Origin of the sequence: Micromonospora sp. NBC_00421, from assembly GCF_036017915.1 — a bacterium.
GTDB lineage: Bacteria > Actinomycetota > Actinomycetes > Mycobacteriales > Micromonosporaceae > Micromonospora.
In genome coordinates this window covers 7,063,757-7,080,639 of record NZ_CP107929.1, presented here as the reverse complement: position 1 = coordinate 7,080,639, position 16,883 = coordinate 7,063,757, and the positions used below count along the sequence as shown (strand labels likewise).

The window sequence follows — 16,883 nt, the reverse complement described above, 5'->3', positions numbered from 1 at the left end:
GTCAGGCCACCGGTTCCTCGGCCCGGTCCGCCACCTCGGGGATCGGGTCGGGCTGGACCGGCCGGGGTGGCAGCAGCCGGGGCGCGACGGCGTCCGGGGCGACCACCGGGGCCAACCCGGCGACGACCGTGTTGACGATCTCGCCGGCGTACGCGCCGTCCGGGTCGTAGTCGGGGTCGAAGACGGTCAGCTCGACGCCGAGGCAGTGCGGGGTGTCCACCAGCCCGGCGAGCAGGATCTCCAGCTCGGCGAAGGCGATCCCACCGGGGTCGGGGGCGTCCACGGCCGGCATCACCGCCGGGTCGAGCACGTCCACGTCGATGTGCACCCAGTAACCGGCGCAGTCGGCCAGCTGCTCGTGCGCCCACTGGGCGCTGCGGGCGGCCCCCTCGGCGCGCAGGGCCGGCACCGGGCGGGTGGTGATCCCGGCGGCCTGGAGGTCGAGCCGGTACTCGTCCTGCGCCCGGATGCCGAGCACCACCACGTCGATGTCCCGGAAGTACGGTCGACGCCCCTCGATGGCGGCCAGGTCGGCCTGCCCGCGCCCGGTCACCAGGGCCAGGTCCTCCCCCGCCGCCGCGCCGACGTAGGAGGCGTTGCCGGGGTGCCGGAAGTCGGAGTGGCCGTCGACGAAGACCAGCCCGATCCGCCCGCCGACCGCCTCACCGAGCCGGTGCATGGCCAGCGCCGAGCCGAGCAGCACCGAGCAGTCCCCACCGAGGACCAGGGGAAACTCGCCCCGGTCGATGATCGCGCCGATCCGGTCGGCGAGCGCCGTCGAATAGTCGGAGATCTCCCGGGCGTGGCAGACCCCGTCGCCGGGCCGCCAGTCGCCCGGGTCGTACCGGGGGGCGGTGAGGCAGCCGGCGTCCCGGGCGCCCAGCCGGGCGAGCAGCCCGTGGTCGCGCAGCGCCCCGGGGGCCTTGCCGCAGCCGGGGACGGAGGTGGAGGTGGGTGGTCGCAGACCCAGGTTGGTCGGCGCGTCGAGGACGGCGATTCGGCGCATCACGGGCTCCCGTCCTCGATGGGTGGCGGGCCGGCCGGAGGGCCGGCCCGCGCGGGCGTGTCAGGTCTCAGAACAGGGCGCTGGCCAGGGCGCGGCGGGCGGAGGCCACGGCGGGGTCGTCCGGGCCGGCGATGCTGAACAACGAGATCAGGTGTTGGCGGGCCTTGTCCCGGTCGTCGCCGGCGGTCCGCCGGACCAGCCCGACCAGCCGCGCGTACGCCTGCTCGGCCATCCCGCTGAGCACCTCGATGTCGGCGGCGAGCAGCTGGGCTTCGACGTCGTCGGGGTTTGCCTGTGCGGTGGCGAGCGCGGCCTGCGGGTCCGCGCCGGCGACCCGCCGGGCCACCCCGACCTGGGCCAACCCGGCCTCGGCCGCGGCGTCCGCCGGGGACTCGGCCAGGATCTTGCGGTACGCCTGCTCGGCGGCGTCCAGGTCGCCGCTCATCAGGGCGTCGTCGGCCTCGTCGAGGCGCGGGTCCTCCGGCTCGGCCACGGTGACGCCACCGGCCTTGAGCACGGCGGCGAGCCACTGGCGCAGCTGCGGCTCGGGGATCACCCCGGGGAAGGCGTCGATCGGCCGCCCGCCGACGACCGCGTAGACGGTGGGGATCGCCTGGATCTGGAACATCTGCGCGATCCGGGGGTTCTCCTGGACGTCGACCCGGGCGAGGACCCACTGGCCGGCGCCCTCGGCCGCCAACCGCTCCAGCACCGGGGCGAACTGGTCGCTGTCCGGGTAGCCGGCCGCGCCGAAGAAGACCACCACGGGTGTGGTCATCGACCGTTCGAGCACCTCGGACTGGATGTTCGACTCTGTCACGTCGAGCGCGGCGGTGCCGCCACCTGCGGCGGGACCGCCCGATGGACCGGTGGGTGCGCCGGTCTGGCTCGGTGTGGCGGGACGGGAACTGGCCGGGGCGGTGCCGCGCAGCGCGCTGAGGTCGACCGCGCCGCGGGTGAAGATCGACGAGGTGATCCGTGGGTCGCTCATGGTTACCTAGTCTCGCACGACCCCCACTGTCCTCGGCTCAGCCACAACGCCCACAGTTGCCACTCTCACCTCCCACTACCCCCCACACCCCACCTCGTCGATCATGGACTTGCGGTGGGCGGAACGCCCCTTTTAAGGCGCTCTGCCCCCACCACAACTCCATGATCGACCAGCGGGTGGGGTGGGGGTTCGTTCTTGTGGCTCCGCTGCGTGGAAGCGGGCCTCAGTGGGAGGAAGTGGGTCTACTTCCGGGTTAGAAGCGGGCGGGTTCGCGGTAGGTGCCCCATTCGGCGCGGAGGGCGTCGCAGATCTCGCCGAGGGTGGCTTCGGCGCGGACGGCGTCGAGCATGGGCGGGATCATGTTGACGCCGGTGCGGCTGGCCTCGATCATGCGCTGCACCGCCGCCGTCACCGCCGCGTCGTCGCGGTCGGCCCTGCGCGCGGCGAGCACCCGACGCTGCTCCAGCTCCACCTCGTGCGAGATGCGCAGGATCTCCAGCTCCTTGGCGGTCGTGCCGGTGTGGCAGTTGACCCCGACGATCTTCTTGTCGCCCTTCTCCAGGGCCTGCTGGTAGACGAAGGCCGACTCGGCGATGTGGCCGGTGAACCAGCCGTCCTCGATGCCCCGCAGGATGCCCGAGGTCATCGGGCCGATCCGGTGCGGGCCGTCCCCGCCGAGCTGCCGGATCCGGGCGAAGATCTCCTCCGCCTCGGCCTCGATGGCGTCGGTCAGCGCCTCGACGTACCAGGAGCCGCCGAGCGGGTCGGCCACGTTTGTCACCCCGATCTCCTCCATCAGCACCTGCTGGGTGCGCAGGGCGATCTCGGCGGATTCGTCGGTGGGCAGGGCCAGGGTCTCGTCCAGGGCGTTGGTGTGCAGCGAGTTGGTGCCGCCGAGCACCGCCGCCAGGGCCTCCACCGCGGTGCGTACCACGTTGTTGACAGGTTGTTGCGCGGTCAGCGACACCCCGGCGGTCTGGGTGTGGAACCGCAGCCAGAGGGCTTTCTCGCTGGTGGCGCCATAGACGTCGCGCAGCCAGCGGGCCCAGATCCGGCGGGCGGCCCGGAACTTGGCGATCTCCTCGAAGAAGTCCAGGTGCGCGTCGAAGAAGAAGCTCAGCCCGGGGGCGAAGACGTTGACGTCCAACCCCCGCGAGAGCCCCAGCTCGACGTAGCCGAACCCGTCGGCAAGCGTGTACGCCAACTCCTGCGCGGCGGTCGAGCCGGCCTCGCGGATGTGGTAGCCGGAGACCGACAGCGGCTTGTAGCGCGGGATCTCGGCGGCGCAGTATTCCATCAGGTCGCCGATCAGGCGCAGATGCGGCTCGGGGTCGAAGAGCCACTCCTTCTGCGCGATGTACTCCTTGAAGATGTCGGTCTGCAACGTGCCGTCCAGCTTGGACAGGTCGACGCCCTGCCGCTCGGCGGCGACCAGGTACATGCAGAAGACCGGCACCGCCGGGCCGGAGATGGTCATCGAGGTGGTGACGCCGGCCAGGTCGATGCCGTCGAAGAGGGCCTCCATGTCGGCGGCGGTGTCCACCGCGACCCCGCAGTGGCCGACCTCGCCGAGCGCCTGCGGGTCGTCGGAGTCGCGTCCCATCAGGGTCGGCATGTCGAACGCGACGGAGAGCCCGCCACCGCCCGCGCCGAGGATCATCTTGTAGCGCTCGTTGGTCTGCTGGGCGTTGCCGAAACCGGCGAACTGCCGGATCGTCCAGGCCCGCCCCCGGTAGCCGGTCGGATGCAACCCCCGGGTGTACGGGAACTCGCCCGGCCAGCCGATCCGCTCGAACCCGGGGTAACCGGTCCCCTCGGGTGGCCCGTACACCGGCTGCACGGTGGTGCCGGAGAGCGTGGTGAAGTCCGCGTCCCGCTTGCGCGCGGCGTCGTACCGGGCCTGCCAGCGTGCCCGTCCGGCGGCGATCTCGTCGGCGTTCATCCGCGGGGCTCCTCCTCGAGTCCTCGACTGTGCCCCGAGTGTAGAACGAGAACCTGAACGATCGCTAAGTCAACCCCCACCCGACGCCACCCGGCCGGACGCACCCCCGCCTGCGGGGGGTGGGCGGGGGTGGGCGGGGGGTGGTTCAGGGTGGGGGTGGGGGGTCAGGGGGTGGTGGGGCGGCGGGAGCAGGGGCCGGAGTGGTCGGCCCGCAGGAGGCAGCGTCGGTCGGTGGCCAGGCGCAGGTCACAGAAGAGCCGATGGCGTACGGACTGGTCGTCCTCAGCCGACACAGTGGTCTCGCCGGGGTCGGCCTGGGCCAGCACCCCCGCCCAGCGGGCCAGCACCCGGGCCAGCCGGACGGCTCCGGGCAGGTCCCCGGCGACCACCGGCAGGTGGACGACGTACCGCTCCCGGCCGACGGTCACCGGTACCACCCCGCGTTCACCCGGTGTCGGGCCTGCTCGGACTGCCAGCGGCGCAGCGCGTCCCGGATCCGGGTGGTCTCGTGCCTGCTGTCGCCGAGCGCCTGATAGGCGGCGGCCAGGTCGGTGGCGACCCGGTCCAGGAACTCCTGCACCTCCGCCGGGTCGAGCCCAGGCCGGCCGAACCGGGTCCACCGGAACTGCCGCTCCCGCACCTGCCACGGTCGCAGCGGGCGGTAGGCCGCCGAGCGGTAGCAGTGCGGTCGGCGGGGGTGCCGACCCTGCTCGGGCCGACCGAGCAACCGAAGGATCAGACGCACGACGATCTACCTCTCTGTCGTATCGAGCTCTCTGTCGTATCGAGGGCTGGAAGGGGTGGGCCCGCACGCCCGCCGCGCACGGGCGGACCCACCCCGCCCCGCGACCGCAGCCCTCATCAGCGGTACGGCGGCGGAGCAGTGCGACCGGCCCGACACGGGAGAGATTCCGAGTTCCCCACCGAACACGGACCGTGACAGCGACCATACATTGAGGGGCACATGGCCACAAGGCCCTATGTCCTTAGCGCCAGAACTCGTCTTCCCCACGAGGGCACAAGGGTTGAGGGCATGACCATCGATCCCCGCTCGCACACACCGGTCTACGTGCAGCTCGCCGACCTGCTGCGGGAAAAGATCGAATCGGGAGAACTACCCGCCGGGTCAACCGTCGCCAGCGAGGCCCGGTTGGCGCAGGAGTACGGCATCGGCCGCGACGCGGTGCGGATGGCGATCTCGTTGCTGCGCTCGGAAGGTCTGGTCAACACGATGCGGGGCCGCGGCACTCTTGTCCGCGAGGCACCTGCGCGTCGGCAGGTCGAGTTGCCGGGAGGCGGGAGGGTCATCGCGCGGATGCCGAGCGGTGCCGAGCGGCGAAGGATGCAGCTCGACGAGGGCGTACCGATCCTCGAAGTCCACGGCCCGCAGGGCGACGTGGAGCTACTGCCGGGCGACGAGGTCGAGCTGATCCGCCCGTAACCGGACCGAGTCGCCCGCAACCCGGCTGCGCCACCCGCAACCCGCCTGCGCCACCCACAACCCGCCTGCGCTACCTACAACCCGCCTGCGCTACCTACAACCCGCCTGCGCTACCCACAACCCAACCCGGGCCACCCGCGCCGACCGAGTCACCAGGCAAGCCACCGAAAGCCCAGCCCACCCCACCCGGAGCACCTCCCCCCAACCCGGTATGCCCACCAGTCATATTCATGCCCCCCAGGCATACCAACCTCCGAGCACCATCACACCCACGGCGGTGATCAAGAGGTTTGCGTCATCCGGCAGCCGAAACTTGACGCAAACCTCTTGATCACCAGGCGCAGAGAGGAGCGCGGTGGGGTGGGGGTGGGATCAGGGGGTGGGGGATTCTGGGGTGTCCATGGCTACGTCGTCGACGCGGATGTTGATCTCGTCGGCGCGGAGGCCGTAGGACTCCACGGCTGCCGTCACGGCGGCGCGGACCGCGTCGGTGACCTGGGGTACCGGGTGGCCGGCGGAGATCACCAGAACGAGGTTGACCACGGCCGCGCCGTTGGTGACGTGCGCCGAGCAGCCCCGCCGGGCGTCACCGACCCGGTCCAGCCCGACCCTGTCGAGTACGGCGTTGAAGAACCGGGCCACGTCACCACCCAGCTCGGCCACCCCGGGGACGGACTTCGCGGCGGCCACCGCGATCTTCTCGACCACCTCGTCGGAGACCTGCGTCGTCCCGCCCGCCACCGCGTCTGGCGTCACCGACAGCTCCTGCGTCTCCTCGTGGTTCATCGTCGCCCCCTGTCGTCGCACCACCGGCACGGAACACCGCCCGGCACCCGCCCCACTCGACGTGGGACGGGTGCGAGCGTACCGACCGGGGATCGACCGCCGGGGACGCCACCGGTCGAGTGTGGACGGCCGTCACCCCGTGCGGAACCCGGCGCGGATCGATCAGACGAGAGTCGGCGGAGTCAGGCCGGCGGCAGTGCGGGCACCTCGAAGTCGTAGGTGAAGCTGTCCAGCGCGACTTTGACGAGCACCCTGCTCGCCTTCGTGACCTTCTCGCTGCTGACACAGATCAACTCCGTCTGCCAGTCGGACGTCACCGGCAGGCCCGACGGACGGGACGCGACCTCGCCCCGCTCCACCTGACGACACTCGCCCTTCTTCCCGGCCGCATCGCGCAGCCCGTACCGCGCGCCCTTCGGGCCGACCACGTCGAAGCTCACTTCGCCGGAAGCACTGCGGACGGCCACGACCCGGACAGCCTCCGGACCGAACACGGGAAGGTCGCTCGGAGCCTCGGACACCGATGGGCGGGGAGTCCCGGAGATGTCAGTGGCGGGCGGGGAAGCAGGAGACCCGCCGTCCGATCCCGCCGAACACCCCGCGAGGGAAACGGCGAGGGTCAACGAGCATCCGAACAGAAGCGCGATCCCCGAAACTCTATTGTTCATCGCAGCCCATTCCCCCGTTATTAATTTTTGTGATGGTACAGAGCAGGTTCGACCCCGTCAAGGGACAGCGACGCCGGCCTTCCCCTGCTATCTTCCTGGAATTCACGGCGACCCCACCCAATGGGGGGCCGTTTCTGTACATCTGTATATCCACGGGGAGAGAACGTGAACTTCAGGAAACGTCTACTGAGTGTCGTATCGACGATCGCGGTGCTGCCGCTACCCGTCGTGGCCCTGCCGGCCCCGGCCCAGGCAAAGCCGCAGGGCTGCCCGGCCGAGGGCGAGAACCCGCTCTACACCTTCACCAACGTCAGCAGGTCGACCCGGCCGACCGACGTCTACAGCGCGTACATCACCGGCCCCGGCACCATCTCGTACAGCGAGAACGAGACCGCCAACGTCTCGGCGACGGCGTCGGCGACGGTGTCCGCCGAAGCCGGCGTCGTTTTCGCGAAGGCGAGCACGTCCATCGGGGTGTCGGTGACCGCCGGGCGCTCGTGGACTGCCGGTTTCAGTTACGCGCTGGATGTGCCCAGTGGGCAACGCCGACGGATGCGACTGTTTCAGGAGTCTCGCTCCTTCGTGGTGAAGAAGCAGACGTGGAACGTCGCACAGTGCAAGTTCCTCACCAATTATTCAGGGGCCAGCGCCAACGCTCCCCGAACGGCGCGCGTCGACGAATGGAAGCTCGAATCCTGATGACCGGCGCTGATGCCGGCGTCTTGTTGACCGTGAAAGAAGAAATGCGTTGACAGGCACGGCCGGTCGGTCGAAAGCAATTCAGCGACCGACCGGCCGGCCGTGCCTTCGCGGCGGACCGCTTCCCGTTCAGGGACGAGGGTGGCCCAGAACGCCACCGAGACCCCCACCGCCAGGACCCGCCCGGGCCGGCGGCTCAGGTGCCGATCTGGGCCGGCGGCTCAGGTGCCGATCTGGGCGAGGAGTTCGTCCGCTGCGGCGTACGGGTCGAGGGTGCCGCCGGCCACCTTCGCGGCGAGCGTGCTCAGCTCCGTACCGTCGCGTAGGGAACCGATGCGGGCGCGGAGGGTGCCGAGCGCGATCGCCTCGATCTCGGCGGCGGCCCGCTTCTCGCGGCGGCGGCGCAGCTCGTCGTGCTGCTCCAGCCAGGACCGGTGCTTGTCGATCGCGGCGGCGACGTCGTCGATACCCTCGTTGCGCACGGCCACCGCGCGCACCACCTGGGGCCGCCACTCGCCCGGCCCGCGCTCGCCCAGCGCGATCATGCCCTGGATGTCGCGGACCGTGTTGTCCGCGCCGTCCCGGTCGGCCTTGTTGACCACGAAGACGTCGGCGATCTCCAGGATGCCGGCCTTGACCGCCTGGATCGCGTCGCCCATGCCCGGAGCGAGCAGCACCAGGGTGGTGTCGGCGAGCGAGGCCACCTCCACCTCGGCCTGACCGACGCCGACGGTCTCCACCAGCACCACGTCGCAGCCGGCGCCCTCCAGCACCCGGACCGCCTGCGGGGTCGCGGCGGAGAGCCCACCGAGGTGCCCCCGGCTGGACATCGACCGGATGTAGACGCCCGGGTCGGTGGCATGATCCTGCATCCGGACCCGGTCGCCGAGGATCGCCCCGCCGGTGAACGGGCTGGACGGGTCGATGGCCAGCACCCCGACCCGGTGCCCGCCCGCCCGCAGCGCCCGGACCAGCTCGTTGGTGGTGGTCGACTTGCCCACCCCCGGAGAGCCGGTCAACCCGACCACCTGGGCCTGCCCGGCGTACGGCGCGAGCGCCGCCGCCACCTGCGGCAGCACCTCGTCACCGGACTCGACGAGCGTGATCAGCCGGGCCACCGCCCGGGGGTCACCCTCGCGCGCCCTCTCCACGAGCATCGGTACGTCCCGACTGCGGCGCACCGGGACAGCGGCCGGAGCCGGGGCGTTCTCGACACTCACTGGTCCACCCTCCGGTCACGACTTCGGGGTCGGCGCACCCGGCTCGCTCCTCGCGCTCACCGGATGACATCTTGCTCACGACTGCGGGGCTCGCAAACCCGGCTCGTTCCCCCGCGCTCAGCCACAGGGTCGGCTGCGGGCGGGCGGAACCGGGTGCCGGTCAGTTCCCGGAGTCGGCGGGCACGTGGATGATCAGGGCGTCGCCCTGGCCGCCACCGCCGCAGAGCGCCGCCGCGCCGGTGCCGCCACCGCGCCGCTGGAGCTCCAGCGCGAGGGTGAGCACCAGCCGGGCGCCGGACATGCCGATCGGGTGACCCAGCGCGATGGCCCCACCGTTGACGTTGATCTTGTCGGTGCTGATCCCGAGGTCCCGCGCGGACTGGATGCCGACCTGGGCGAACGCCTCGTTGATCTCGATGAGGTCGAGGTCCTCGATGCTCAGACCGCCCTTCTTGAGGGCGTGCTGGATGGCGTTCGACGGCTGCGAGTGCAGGGAGTTGTCCGGGCCTGCCACGTTGCCGTGCGCGCCGACCTCGGCCAGCCAGGTCAGGCCCAGCTCGTTGGCCTTGGCCTTGCTCATCACGACCACGGCCGCCGCACCGTCCGAGATCGGCGACGAGGTGCCGGCGGTGATGGTGCCGTCCTTGGCGAACGCCGGGCGCAACTTCGCCAGCGACTCGGCTGTGGTGTCCGGCCGGATGCCCTCGTCCTCGCTGATCACCAGCGGCTCGCCCTTGCGCTGCGGGATGACCACCGGGGTGATCTCGTCGGCGAAGTGACCGTTCTTCTGCGCGGCGGCGGCCCGCTGGTGGCTGGCCGCCGCGAACTCGTCCTGCTCGGCGCGGGTGATGCCGTGCCGGGCGCCGAGCCGCTCGGTGGACTCCCCCATCGAGCAGCAGTCCCAGGCGTCGCTGAGCCCGTCGTGGGCCATGTGGTCCTTGATCGTGACGTCGCCGTACTTGTAACCGGTGCGCTGGCCGAGCAGCAGGTGCGGGGCGTTGGTCATCGACTCCATGCCGCCGGCCACCACGATGTCGAACTCGCCGGCCCGGATCAGCTGGTCGGCCAGGGCGATCGCGTCCAGACCGGAGAGGCACACCTTGTTGATGGTCAACGCCGGCACCGACATCGGGATGCCGGCCTCCACTGCCGCCTGACGGGCCGGGATCTGCCCGGTGCCGGCCTGGAGCACCTGACCCATGATCACGTACTGCACCTGGCCAGGGGCGATCCCGGCGCGCTCCAGGGCCGCCTTGATGGCGACCCCGCCGAGCTTCGTCGCCGGAAGGTCCTTGAGGTTGCCCAACAGCCGGCCCATCGGGGTCCGCGCGCCGCTGACGATCACCGATGCCACTGAACTGCCTCCGAGGGGATGCCGACCTGTACGCCTGAACGGTTGTTCGGCCAGACTAGCGGCATGGCTGAGAACTCCCCCGTCGAGCCCGCTGCCGACTACGTCACAGACATCGGGCTGCGCCGGATCGACCACGTCGGGGTCGCGGTCGCCGACCTGGACGCCGCGATCGACTTCTACCAGCGCACCTTCGGGATGCGCTGCATCCACGAGGAGACCAACACCGAGCAGGGCGTACGCGAGGCGATGCTGGCCGTCGGCCCGACCGCCGAGGGGGGATGCGTGCAGTTACTCGCCCCGCTGACGCCGGAGTCGACGATCGCCAAGTTCCTCGACCGCAACGGCCCCGGCCTGCAGCAGTTGGCGTACACGGTCGCCGACATCGACGCCGCCTGCGCGACACTGCGCGAACGCGGCGTACGCCTGGTCTACGACACCCCGAAGCGCGGCACCGCCAACTCCCGGGTCAACTTCGTCCACCCCAAGGCCACCGGCGGCGTCCTCATCGAACTGGTGGAGCCCGCCCCCACCCCCCACTAACCCCCCACCCCACCCCGGCTCCCCCCTCCGATGCCCCACCCCACCCCCGGTTCCCGGTGTTGATCAAGAGGTTTGCGTCAGGTCTGAAGATCAAAATGACGCAAACCTCTTGATCAACGGGGCGGGAGCGGGGGACGGGGGACGGGGGGCGGGGACGGGAGTTGGGACGGGGGCGGGGGCGGGGGGCGGGGGCGGGGGTATTGCGCCGGGTCGCTATTCGGGGCGGGTGGGAAAGGGGCGGGGGACGGGGCTTTTTCCGTTACTTCGGGTGACGGCGGGGCCGCCCGGACCTGGCAAGATCGCCGTTCGGTCCCCACCGCCGGGACGACCCGGTGGACCCTGTAAAGAGGACCCGAAAGCTCGGCACCGCTCTTGCGAACGACCCCGGGGGGTCTGCGAGTATGTCCCAATGCCCCAGCAGCAGTCCTCCCCTCTCGCGTTCTTCGACAACGCGAACTCGCAACCAGATTTCACGGTCGGCCTGCGCGGATACAACACGCACCAGGTCGATGACTTCCTCGGCCGGATGACAGCCGCGCTGACCCAGTCGGAGCAGGCCCGCGCCGAGGCCGAGCAGCGGATGAACGATGCCCAGCGTCGGCTCCGCCAGGCCGAGCAGCGGCAGGCCGCCCTGGAGCAGAAGCTCACCGACACCAACAAGCAGCTCGAGGAGAACAGCCGGCCGACTCTCTCCGGTCTCGGCACCCGGGTCGAGCAGATCCTCCGGCTGGCCGAGGAGCAGGCCAACGACCACCGCAACGAGGCCAAGCGCGAGTCGGAAGGGATCCTCTCCGCTGCCCGGCTGGAGGCGCGGGAGATCACCGACAAGGCCCGCGCCGAGGCCGCCGCGATGAAGGCCACCGCCGAGCGCGAGGCCGGCACCGTCCGTACCGCCGCCGAGCGGGAGGCCGCCGAGGCCCGGGTGCAGGCCCGTCGGGAGGCCGACACGCTGCGTGCCGACGCCGACCGGGAGACCAAGCAGCTGCGTACGGTCACCGCGCACGAGGTGGCCGAGCTGAAGTCGACGGTCGAGCGGGAGGTCGCCACCCTGCGCGCCACCGCCGAGCGGGAGATCACCCAGCAGCGGGCGAAGGCCGCCCGGGAGGCCGAGGAGAAGCGCGCCGAGGCGACCAAGCTGCTCACCGACGCCCGCGACAAGCGCGACAAGGACCTCCAGGCGTTGGAGCTCCAGCTCGCCGAGCGCCGGGAGAAGGCCGAGCGCGAGGAGTCGGAACGGCACGCCGCCCAGGTGGCGCAGACCCAGAAGCTGGTCGGCGAGGCCGAGCAGCGGGCCCGGGCCGCCCAGGAGCGGGCCAAGGAGATCGAGCAGCGCGCCGAGGCCCGTCGGGTCGAGTCCGAGCGCACCGCCAACGAGACCGTCGACAAGGCAAAGGCGCTGTCCGAGAAGACCCTCAACGAGGCCAAGGCCGAGGCGAAGCGGCTACTCACCGAGGCGCGTACCGAGGCGGACCTCACCACCCAGGCGGCCCGTCGCGAGGTGGACGACCTCACCCGCCAGAAGGACGCGGTCACCTCCCAGCTCGGCCAGATGCTCTCCGGCCTGGCCGGGATCGTGCCGGGCGTGCCGGCACAGCAGCAGGCCGCCGCGCCGGCCAAGTCGGAGCCGGCCAAGGCCGACGCCGAGTCGCGGGCCACCGCGGAGACCACCGGCTGATCGGGCCGTACCGACGGGGCATGTGTCGCGGCGCGGGAAGACACCGGACGACCGGTGGACCCCCGCGCCGCGCCCGTTTCCGCCCTGTGACACCCTGTCGCGCGACCACAGTGAAACAGCTCCCCACAGCGGCGTCCGTATCGCCCCCGGAGGGCCGGATGCGTGTGAGGATGGGGGCATGTCGCACGGCGAGGAACTGTTCGCTCTCGGCGGGGATGTGACGACGGAGCCCAGCTTCGAGTCCGCCCTGCGGGGATACGACAAACGACAGGTCGACCGGTACGTCGCTCGTGCGGAGCACGAGATCACCACCCTGACCGGTGAGCGGGAACAGGCGTACACCCAGATCCACAAGCTGGCCGGTCAGGTCGAGCACCTCCAGCGGGATCTCGCCCAGGTGCGCAAGCAGATCGGCGTGGTGGACCGGGCCTCCTTCAAACACCTCGGCCCCCGGGTCGAACAGATCCTCGCCCTCGCCGAGGAGCAGGCGGACGCGATCCTGGCCGCCGCCAACGAGGAGATCGAGGCCCGCCGGGCAGCCGCCGAGCACATCATCGACGAGGCCCGGGAGCAGGCCGGCAGGGCGCTCAAGGACTTCGAGATCGCACTCGCCGCCCGGCGCGCCGAGGAGGAACGCCACACCACGGCCCGCAAGGCCGAGGCGGACGCCGCCGTGCGTACGGCGAAGCAGGAGGCCACCCGGCTGCGCGCCACCGCCAAGGACGAGGCGACCCTGCTGCGCGCGACCGCCGAGGAGGACTCGAACCGGCTGCGTACCACCGCCGAGGACGAGTCGAACCGGCTGCGTGCTGCCGCCGAGGAGGCCCTCAACAAGGCCAAGCAGGAGGCCATCCAGCTGCGCGACACCGCACGGGAGATCCACAGCCGGGCCCAGCAGGAGGCCACCAAGCTCCGCGAGACGGCCAAGGCGGCGCTGGCCAAGGCCCAGAAGGAAGCCACCGACCTACGCGAGGCCGCCAAGGAGGTGCACGCCAAGGCGCAGCAGGAGGCGAAGCGGCTCACCGAGACGGCGACCGAGACCAGCCGGGCCACCCACGCCAAGGCGCTCCAGCAGGCCAAGCAGGTCACCGACGACGCCGACGGGGCGGCGAAGGCGACCCGGGACCGGGCCCACCAGGAGGCGCACCGGCTGACCACCGAGGCGACCGAGGCGGCCCAACGCAGCCGCACCGAGGCCGAGGCGTACGCGCAGCGGATGCAGACCGAGACCGAGGCGTACGTGCGGCAGTCGCGTGCCCAGACGCAGCAGGAGCTGGGGGCCTGGCGCGCGGGGGTGGAGCAGGAGGTCAACGGCCGGCGGGAGGCCGCCGACCGGGAGCTGGCCCGGCGTCGCGCCGCCGCCGATCAGGAGTACGCCGAGCGCCGCGCCGAGCTGGACCGCAAGCACCAGACCCGGCACGACGAGCTGGAGCAGCAGCACAAGACCCGGCACGACGAGCTGGAACGGGAGTGGACCGCCCGACGCGACGAGATCGAGCAGGGCGCGGCGGAGATCCGCCGCGCCGCCGAGTCGGACGCGGCGACGCTGCGCCGGCAGGCCGAGCAGGAGACCGCCGAGCTGCTCGACCGGGTCGAGCGGGAGACCGCCGACAAGCGCCGCCAGGCCGACGAGCACGTCGCCGCCTCGCGCCGGCAGTTCGACGAGTACGCGGCCACCACCCAACAGCACCTGGCCACCACCCAACAGCACCTCGCCGCCACCCAGCAGGAGGCAGCGGCCGGCCGTCAGCAGCTCGCCCGGGTGATGTTGGAGATCGCCCAGGCCCAGCAGCAGCTCGCCGACCTGCGTCAGGAGACCTGGCAGGCGCGGCAGGAGCACGACGAGGTCCAGCGGCAGTTCACCGAACTCCGGATGCGCACCACCGCACCGGCCGGCCTCGACGGGGCGGTTTCGTCGCCGGACGGCGACGGGGCCGGGGCGGTGCTGTCGCCGGACGGCGACCGGGCCGGGGCGGTGCTGTCGCCGGACGGCGACCGGGCCGGGGCGGTGCTGTCGCCGGACGGCGACGGGGCCGGGGCGGTCCCGCTTGGCAACGGCACCAGGCCGAAGGCGACCCGCACCGCCGACGGCTCCTCGCCGGAGCAGGTGGGTTCCGGTGCCACGGCGGACTCGGTCGTGGCCGTCACCAAACCGGCGGGGGGTCCGGCCGCCAACGGTGCGAGACCGACGGAGAACGGCACGAAGCCGAAGGCGGAGCCGGTGACCACGGTCGACGGTGAGACGGCAAGCGCCGGGGTGGACGGCGAACCGACCGTCGCCGCGGTTCCCGGCACCGCCGGTCGGAGGGCCACCCCGACGAAGATCACCAGTACCGGTGAGAACGGCAAACGGCCCACCAAGCCGACCACCGACGAACGCAGCGCCAAACCGAGCACCGTGACCGTCGAGTCCGAGTGAACACGTGCCCGACAGGGTGGGGTCGGATGACCCGGGGTCGCCGGCGACGACAGACCCCACTACCCTTCGAACCGGGATCCGCACTTTAGGTGTTCACCGAGACGGATCGGTGATCTACTGCGCAGATGGCGGATGCGAAAGCGGCAACGCCGGGCCGGGCAGGGACACGGCCCGGCCGAGCAGGAAGCGGCCCAGGCAAGTACACGGCCCGGCCGAGCAGGAACGGGCGCGGCCGAGCACAGGCCGGGCACAGATGAACAGGGGCCGGGCAGGGTGCGCGGTGCCGGAGTAGGACTGGACCTGCCAGCGGCAGTCCAGGTGCAGCACGGGGAGGTTCGGTGGCACAGCACGGCCCGGCACGCGACGACGTGACCCGGGACAGCGCCCCTCGGGGCGTACCGGCGGCCCGGCCCGGGACGGAGCCGGTCGCGGAGCGGACCGCCGAGTCGACCGCCCCGACCCAGGCGGACAGCGGCAACCCGGCCGCCACCTCCACCGCCCCGACCCAGGCGGACGACGGCAACCCGGCCACGACCTCCACCGCCCCGGCCGGATCGACGAGCGCCGCCCCGACCCGATCGGGCGCTGCCGTCACCGGCACGGAGAACGCCGGGTCGGTGGACACGGAGGCAGACGGCGACCCGGGGGAACACCGGCCCGCCGATCCGGTCGCCACCGGCTCGGGGCGCTTCGGTCGGCCCGGTCGACCACTGCGCCGCAGCAGCTTCCTGGTCGGCTTCACCGGCGCGCTCGGCGTGCTGCTGGCGTACACCGTGTTTCTGGGGATTCGCAACGCGGGCGGAATCCTGGTCCTGGTGGTGATCGCGCTCTTCCTGGCGGTGGGGCTCAATCCGGCGGTGGTCCGGCTGCGCCGCTGGGGGTTGCCACACGGCCTGGCCGTGACGGTGGTGGTGCTGATTCTGATGCTGCTGATCGTCGCCGGGTTGGTGGCGCTGGTGCCGCCGGTGGTGACCCAGACCGGCCAGTTCATCGACCAGCTACCCAGCTACGTCGAGGAGTTGCGCCGCAACCGCGCCGTCAACGATCTCGTGGTGCGGTACGACGTGATGCAACGGGTGCAGGAGTTGGCGAACGCGGACACCGTCGGCCGGGCACTCGGCGGAGTTCTCGGCGGCGCCCAGTTGATCTTCGGCACCATCTTCCGGGTGCTCACCGTGCTGGTGCTGACGATCTACTTCCTGGCCTACTTCGACAAGCTGCGCGACCTCGGGTACGCACTGGTGCCGAGGTCGCGCCGGCAACGGGTCAGTCTGATCGGCGACGAGATCCTGACCAAGGTCGGCGCGTACATGGTGGGGGCGCTGAGCATCGCGGTGCTGGCCGGTACGACCACCTTCGTCTTCGCGCTGGTCGTCGAGCTGCCCTACGCGTTCGCGCTGGCCGTGGTGGTGGCGGTGACCGACCTGATCCCGCAGATCGGCGCCACCCTCGGCGCGGTGATCGTCAGTCTGGTCGGGTTCGCCACCGGGCTGCCGATCGGCATCGCCTGCGTGGTCTTCTTCGTGCTCTACCAGCAGGTGGAGAACTACCTCATCTACCCCAAGATCATGCGGCGTTCGGTGGAGGTCAACGAGGTGGCCGCACTGCTCGCCGCACTGCTCGGGGTGGCGCTGATGGGGGTGGTCGGCGCGTTGATCGCCATCCCGGTGGTCGCCGCCCTCCAGCTGATCCTGCGCGAGGTGGTCCTCCCCCGCCAGGAACGCCGCTGACCACCCCACACCCCCACGCTCCCACGCCCCCGCACGGACAACCCACACCCGGCCCACCGGGAACCCCGGACACCACCCACAACAACCATGTTGTAGTGGCATCCTCCAGCCGGGAGGCCCCTACAACATGGACAACACCGTTGCGTTAACGCCATGGGCGGCTGGTCAACCCGGGACAGGAAGTGCCCGATCGGGGAGCGGGGTGGGCCCGCTCGGCGATCATGGAGTGGTGGTGCCGACCTTGGGGGCTTTACGGGCGTTCTGTTACCCACCACAACTCCATGATCGGCGAGGCAGCGGTGGTTGACGAACAGCCGTTCCACCTAACGCAACGGTGTTGACAACATGGATCGAGCACGATCTTGAACCGCGTCGCGCGGGTGGGCGAAGCGGGCAGGCGAAGCGGGTGGGC

At 71.4% G+C, this 16,883-nt stretch carries 14 protein-coding genes and 1 pseudogene; 6 read left to right on the top strand and 9 right to left on the bottom strand.

The annotated features are described in order from the left end of the window. Nucleotides 1-4: 4 nt before the first annotated feature. From OHQ87_RS30595 to OHQ87_RS30575, 5 genes and pseudogenes are all read right to left on the bottom strand, one after another. Nucleotides 5-1,009, bottom strand: a pseudogene (locus OHQ87_RS30595) (arginase family protein); the annotation flags it as partial. 64 nt (nt 1,010-1,073) lie between these two features. Further along, nucleotides 1,074-1,997, bottom strand: a complete 924-nt coding sequence (locus OHQ87_RS30590; RefSeq protein ID WP_328343519.1) for a tetratricopeptide repeat protein — start codon at nt 1,995-1,997, stop codon at nt 1,074-1,076. A gap of 253 nt (nt 1,998-2,250) precedes the next feature. Continuing rightward, on the bottom strand, nt 2,251-3,939 hold the full coding sequence (locus OHQ87_RS30585) for an acyl-CoA mutase large subunit family protein (protein ID WP_328343517.1): 1,689 nt from the start codon (nt 3,937-3,939) through the stop codon (nt 2,251-2,253). A 164-nt stretch (nt 3,940-4,103) separates the two neighbouring features. Next, a complete protein-coding gene (locus OHQ87_RS30580; protein WP_328343515.1) occupies nt 4,104-4,367 on the bottom strand; it encodes a hypothetical protein in 264 nt (87 codons plus the stop codon). Then, nucleotides 4,364-4,684 carry a DivIVA domain-containing protein gene (locus tag OHQ87_RS30575; protein ID WP_442930624.1) on the bottom strand — a complete coding sequence of 107 codons (321 nt, stop codon included), beginning with the start codon at nt 4,682-4,684 and terminating at the stop codon, nt 4,364-4,366. Before OHQ87_RS30575 ends, OHQ87_RS30580 begins: the two co-directional genes overlap by 4 nt. A gap of 288 nt (nt 4,685-4,972) precedes the next feature. Between OHQ87_RS30575 and OHQ87_RS30570 the strand changes: the two genes are divergently transcribed. Then, nucleotides 4,973-5,380 (top strand): GntR family transcriptional regulator, encoded by a 408-nt coding sequence (locus OHQ87_RS30570; RefSeq protein WP_328343513.1) that lies wholly within the window; start codon nt 4,973-4,975, stop codon nt 5,378-5,380. Between the two features lie 372 nt (nt 5,381-5,752). Here the strand turns inward: OHQ87_RS30570 and OHQ87_RS30565 are convergent, their stop codons facing one another. Beyond that, on the bottom strand, nt 5,753-6,166 hold the full coding sequence (locus OHQ87_RS30565; RefSeq protein ID WP_328343512.1) for an Asp23/Gls24 family envelope stress response protein: 414 nt from the start codon (nt 6,164-6,166) through the stop codon (nt 5,753-5,755). 182 nt (nt 6,167-6,348) lie between these two features. Next, on the bottom strand, nt 6,349-6,633 hold the full coding sequence (locus OHQ87_RS30560) for a hypothetical protein (protein ID WP_328343511.1): 285 nt from the start codon (nt 6,631-6,633) through the stop codon (nt 6,349-6,351). 366 nt (nt 6,634-6,999) lie between these two features. Here OHQ87_RS30560 and OHQ87_RS30555 point away from each other — a divergent pair, with 366 nt between their 5' ends. Further along, entirely contained in the window at nt 7,000-7,533 is a 534-nt protein-coding gene (locus OHQ87_RS30555) for a hypothetical protein (protein WP_328343509.1), read from the top strand. Between the two features lie 221 nt (nt 7,534-7,754). On the opposite strand, the gene meaB is transcribed toward OHQ87_RS30555, so the two are convergent. Together meaB and OHQ87_RS30545 are read right to left on the bottom strand one after the other, a co-directional pair. After that, nucleotides 7,755-8,690: a methylmalonyl Co-A mutase-associated GTPase MeaB gene (meaB, locus tag OHQ87_RS30550; protein WP_328349079.1), complete on the bottom strand. Its 936-nt coding sequence runs from the start codon at nt 8,688-8,690 to the stop codon at nt 7,755-7,757. 223 nt (nt 8,691-8,913) lie between these two features. Next, nucleotides 8,914-10,107 carry an acetyl-CoA C-acetyltransferase gene (locus OHQ87_RS30545; RefSeq protein WP_328343508.1) on the bottom strand — a complete coding sequence of 398 codons (1,194 nt, stop codon included), beginning with the start codon at nt 10,105-10,107 and terminating at the stop codon, nt 8,914-8,916. Between the two features lie 63 nt (nt 10,108-10,170). Between OHQ87_RS30545 and mce the strand changes: the two genes are divergently transcribed. From mce to OHQ87_RS30525, 4 genes are all read left to right on the top strand, one after another. Further along, nucleotides 10,171-10,647 carry a methylmalonyl-CoA epimerase gene (mce, locus tag OHQ87_RS30540; protein ID WP_328343506.1) on the top strand — a complete coding sequence of 159 codons (477 nt, stop codon included), beginning with the start codon at nt 10,171-10,173 and terminating at the stop codon, nt 10,645-10,647. Between the two features lie 409 nt (nt 10,648-11,056). Continuing rightward, nucleotides 11,057-12,322, top strand: coding sequence for a DivIVA domain-containing protein (locus tag OHQ87_RS30535; RefSeq protein ID WP_328343504.1), 1,266 nt, complete (start codon nt 11,057-11,059; stop codon nt 12,320-12,322). Between the two features lie 178 nt (nt 12,323-12,500). Next, entirely contained in the window at nt 12,501-14,741 is a 2,241-nt protein-coding gene (locus OHQ87_RS30530; RefSeq protein WP_328343502.1) for a hypothetical protein, read from the top strand. A gap of 617 nt (nt 14,742-15,358) precedes the next feature. Continuing rightward, nucleotides 15,359-16,471 (top strand): AI-2E family transporter, encoded by a 1,113-nt coding sequence (locus OHQ87_RS30525; protein WP_328349077.1) that lies wholly within the window; start codon nt 15,359-15,361, stop codon nt 16,469-16,471. The last annotated feature ends 412 nt before the right edge of the window (nt 16,472-16,883 follow it).

Excerpts from the sequence above, each read along its gene's own strand:
- OHQ87_RS30590 (WP_328343519.1), bottom strand. The coding sequence starts at position 1,997 with ATGAGCGACCCACGGATCACCTCGTCGATCTTCACCCGCGGCGCGGTC.
- OHQ87_RS30585 (WP_328343517.1), bottom strand. The coding sequence starts at position 3,939 with ATGAACGCCGACGAGATCGCCGCCGGACGGGCACGCTGGCAGGCCCGG.
- OHQ87_RS30570 (WP_328343513.1), top strand. The coding sequence starts at position 4,973 with ATGACCATCGATCCCCGCTCGCACACACCGGTCTACGTGCAGCTCGCC.
- OHQ87_RS30565 (WP_328343512.1), bottom strand. The coding sequence starts at position 6,166 with ATGAACCACGAGGAGACGCAGGAGCTGTCGGTGACGCCAGACGCGGTG.
- meaB (WP_328349079.1), bottom strand. The coding sequence starts at position 8,690 with ATGCTCGTGGAGAGGGCGCGCGAGGGTGACCCCCGGGCGGTGGCCCGG.
- mce (WP_328343506.1), top strand. The coding sequence starts at position 10,171 with ATGGCTGAGAACTCCCCCGTCGAGCCCGCTGCCGACTACGTCACAGAC.
- OHQ87_RS30535 (WP_328343504.1), top strand. The coding sequence starts at position 11,057 with ATGCCCCAGCAGCAGTCCTCCCCTCTCGCGTTCTTCGACAACGCGAAC.
- OHQ87_RS30530 (WP_328343502.1), top strand. The coding sequence starts at position 12,501 with ATGTCGCACGGCGAGGAACTGTTCGCTCTCGGCGGGGATGTGACGACG.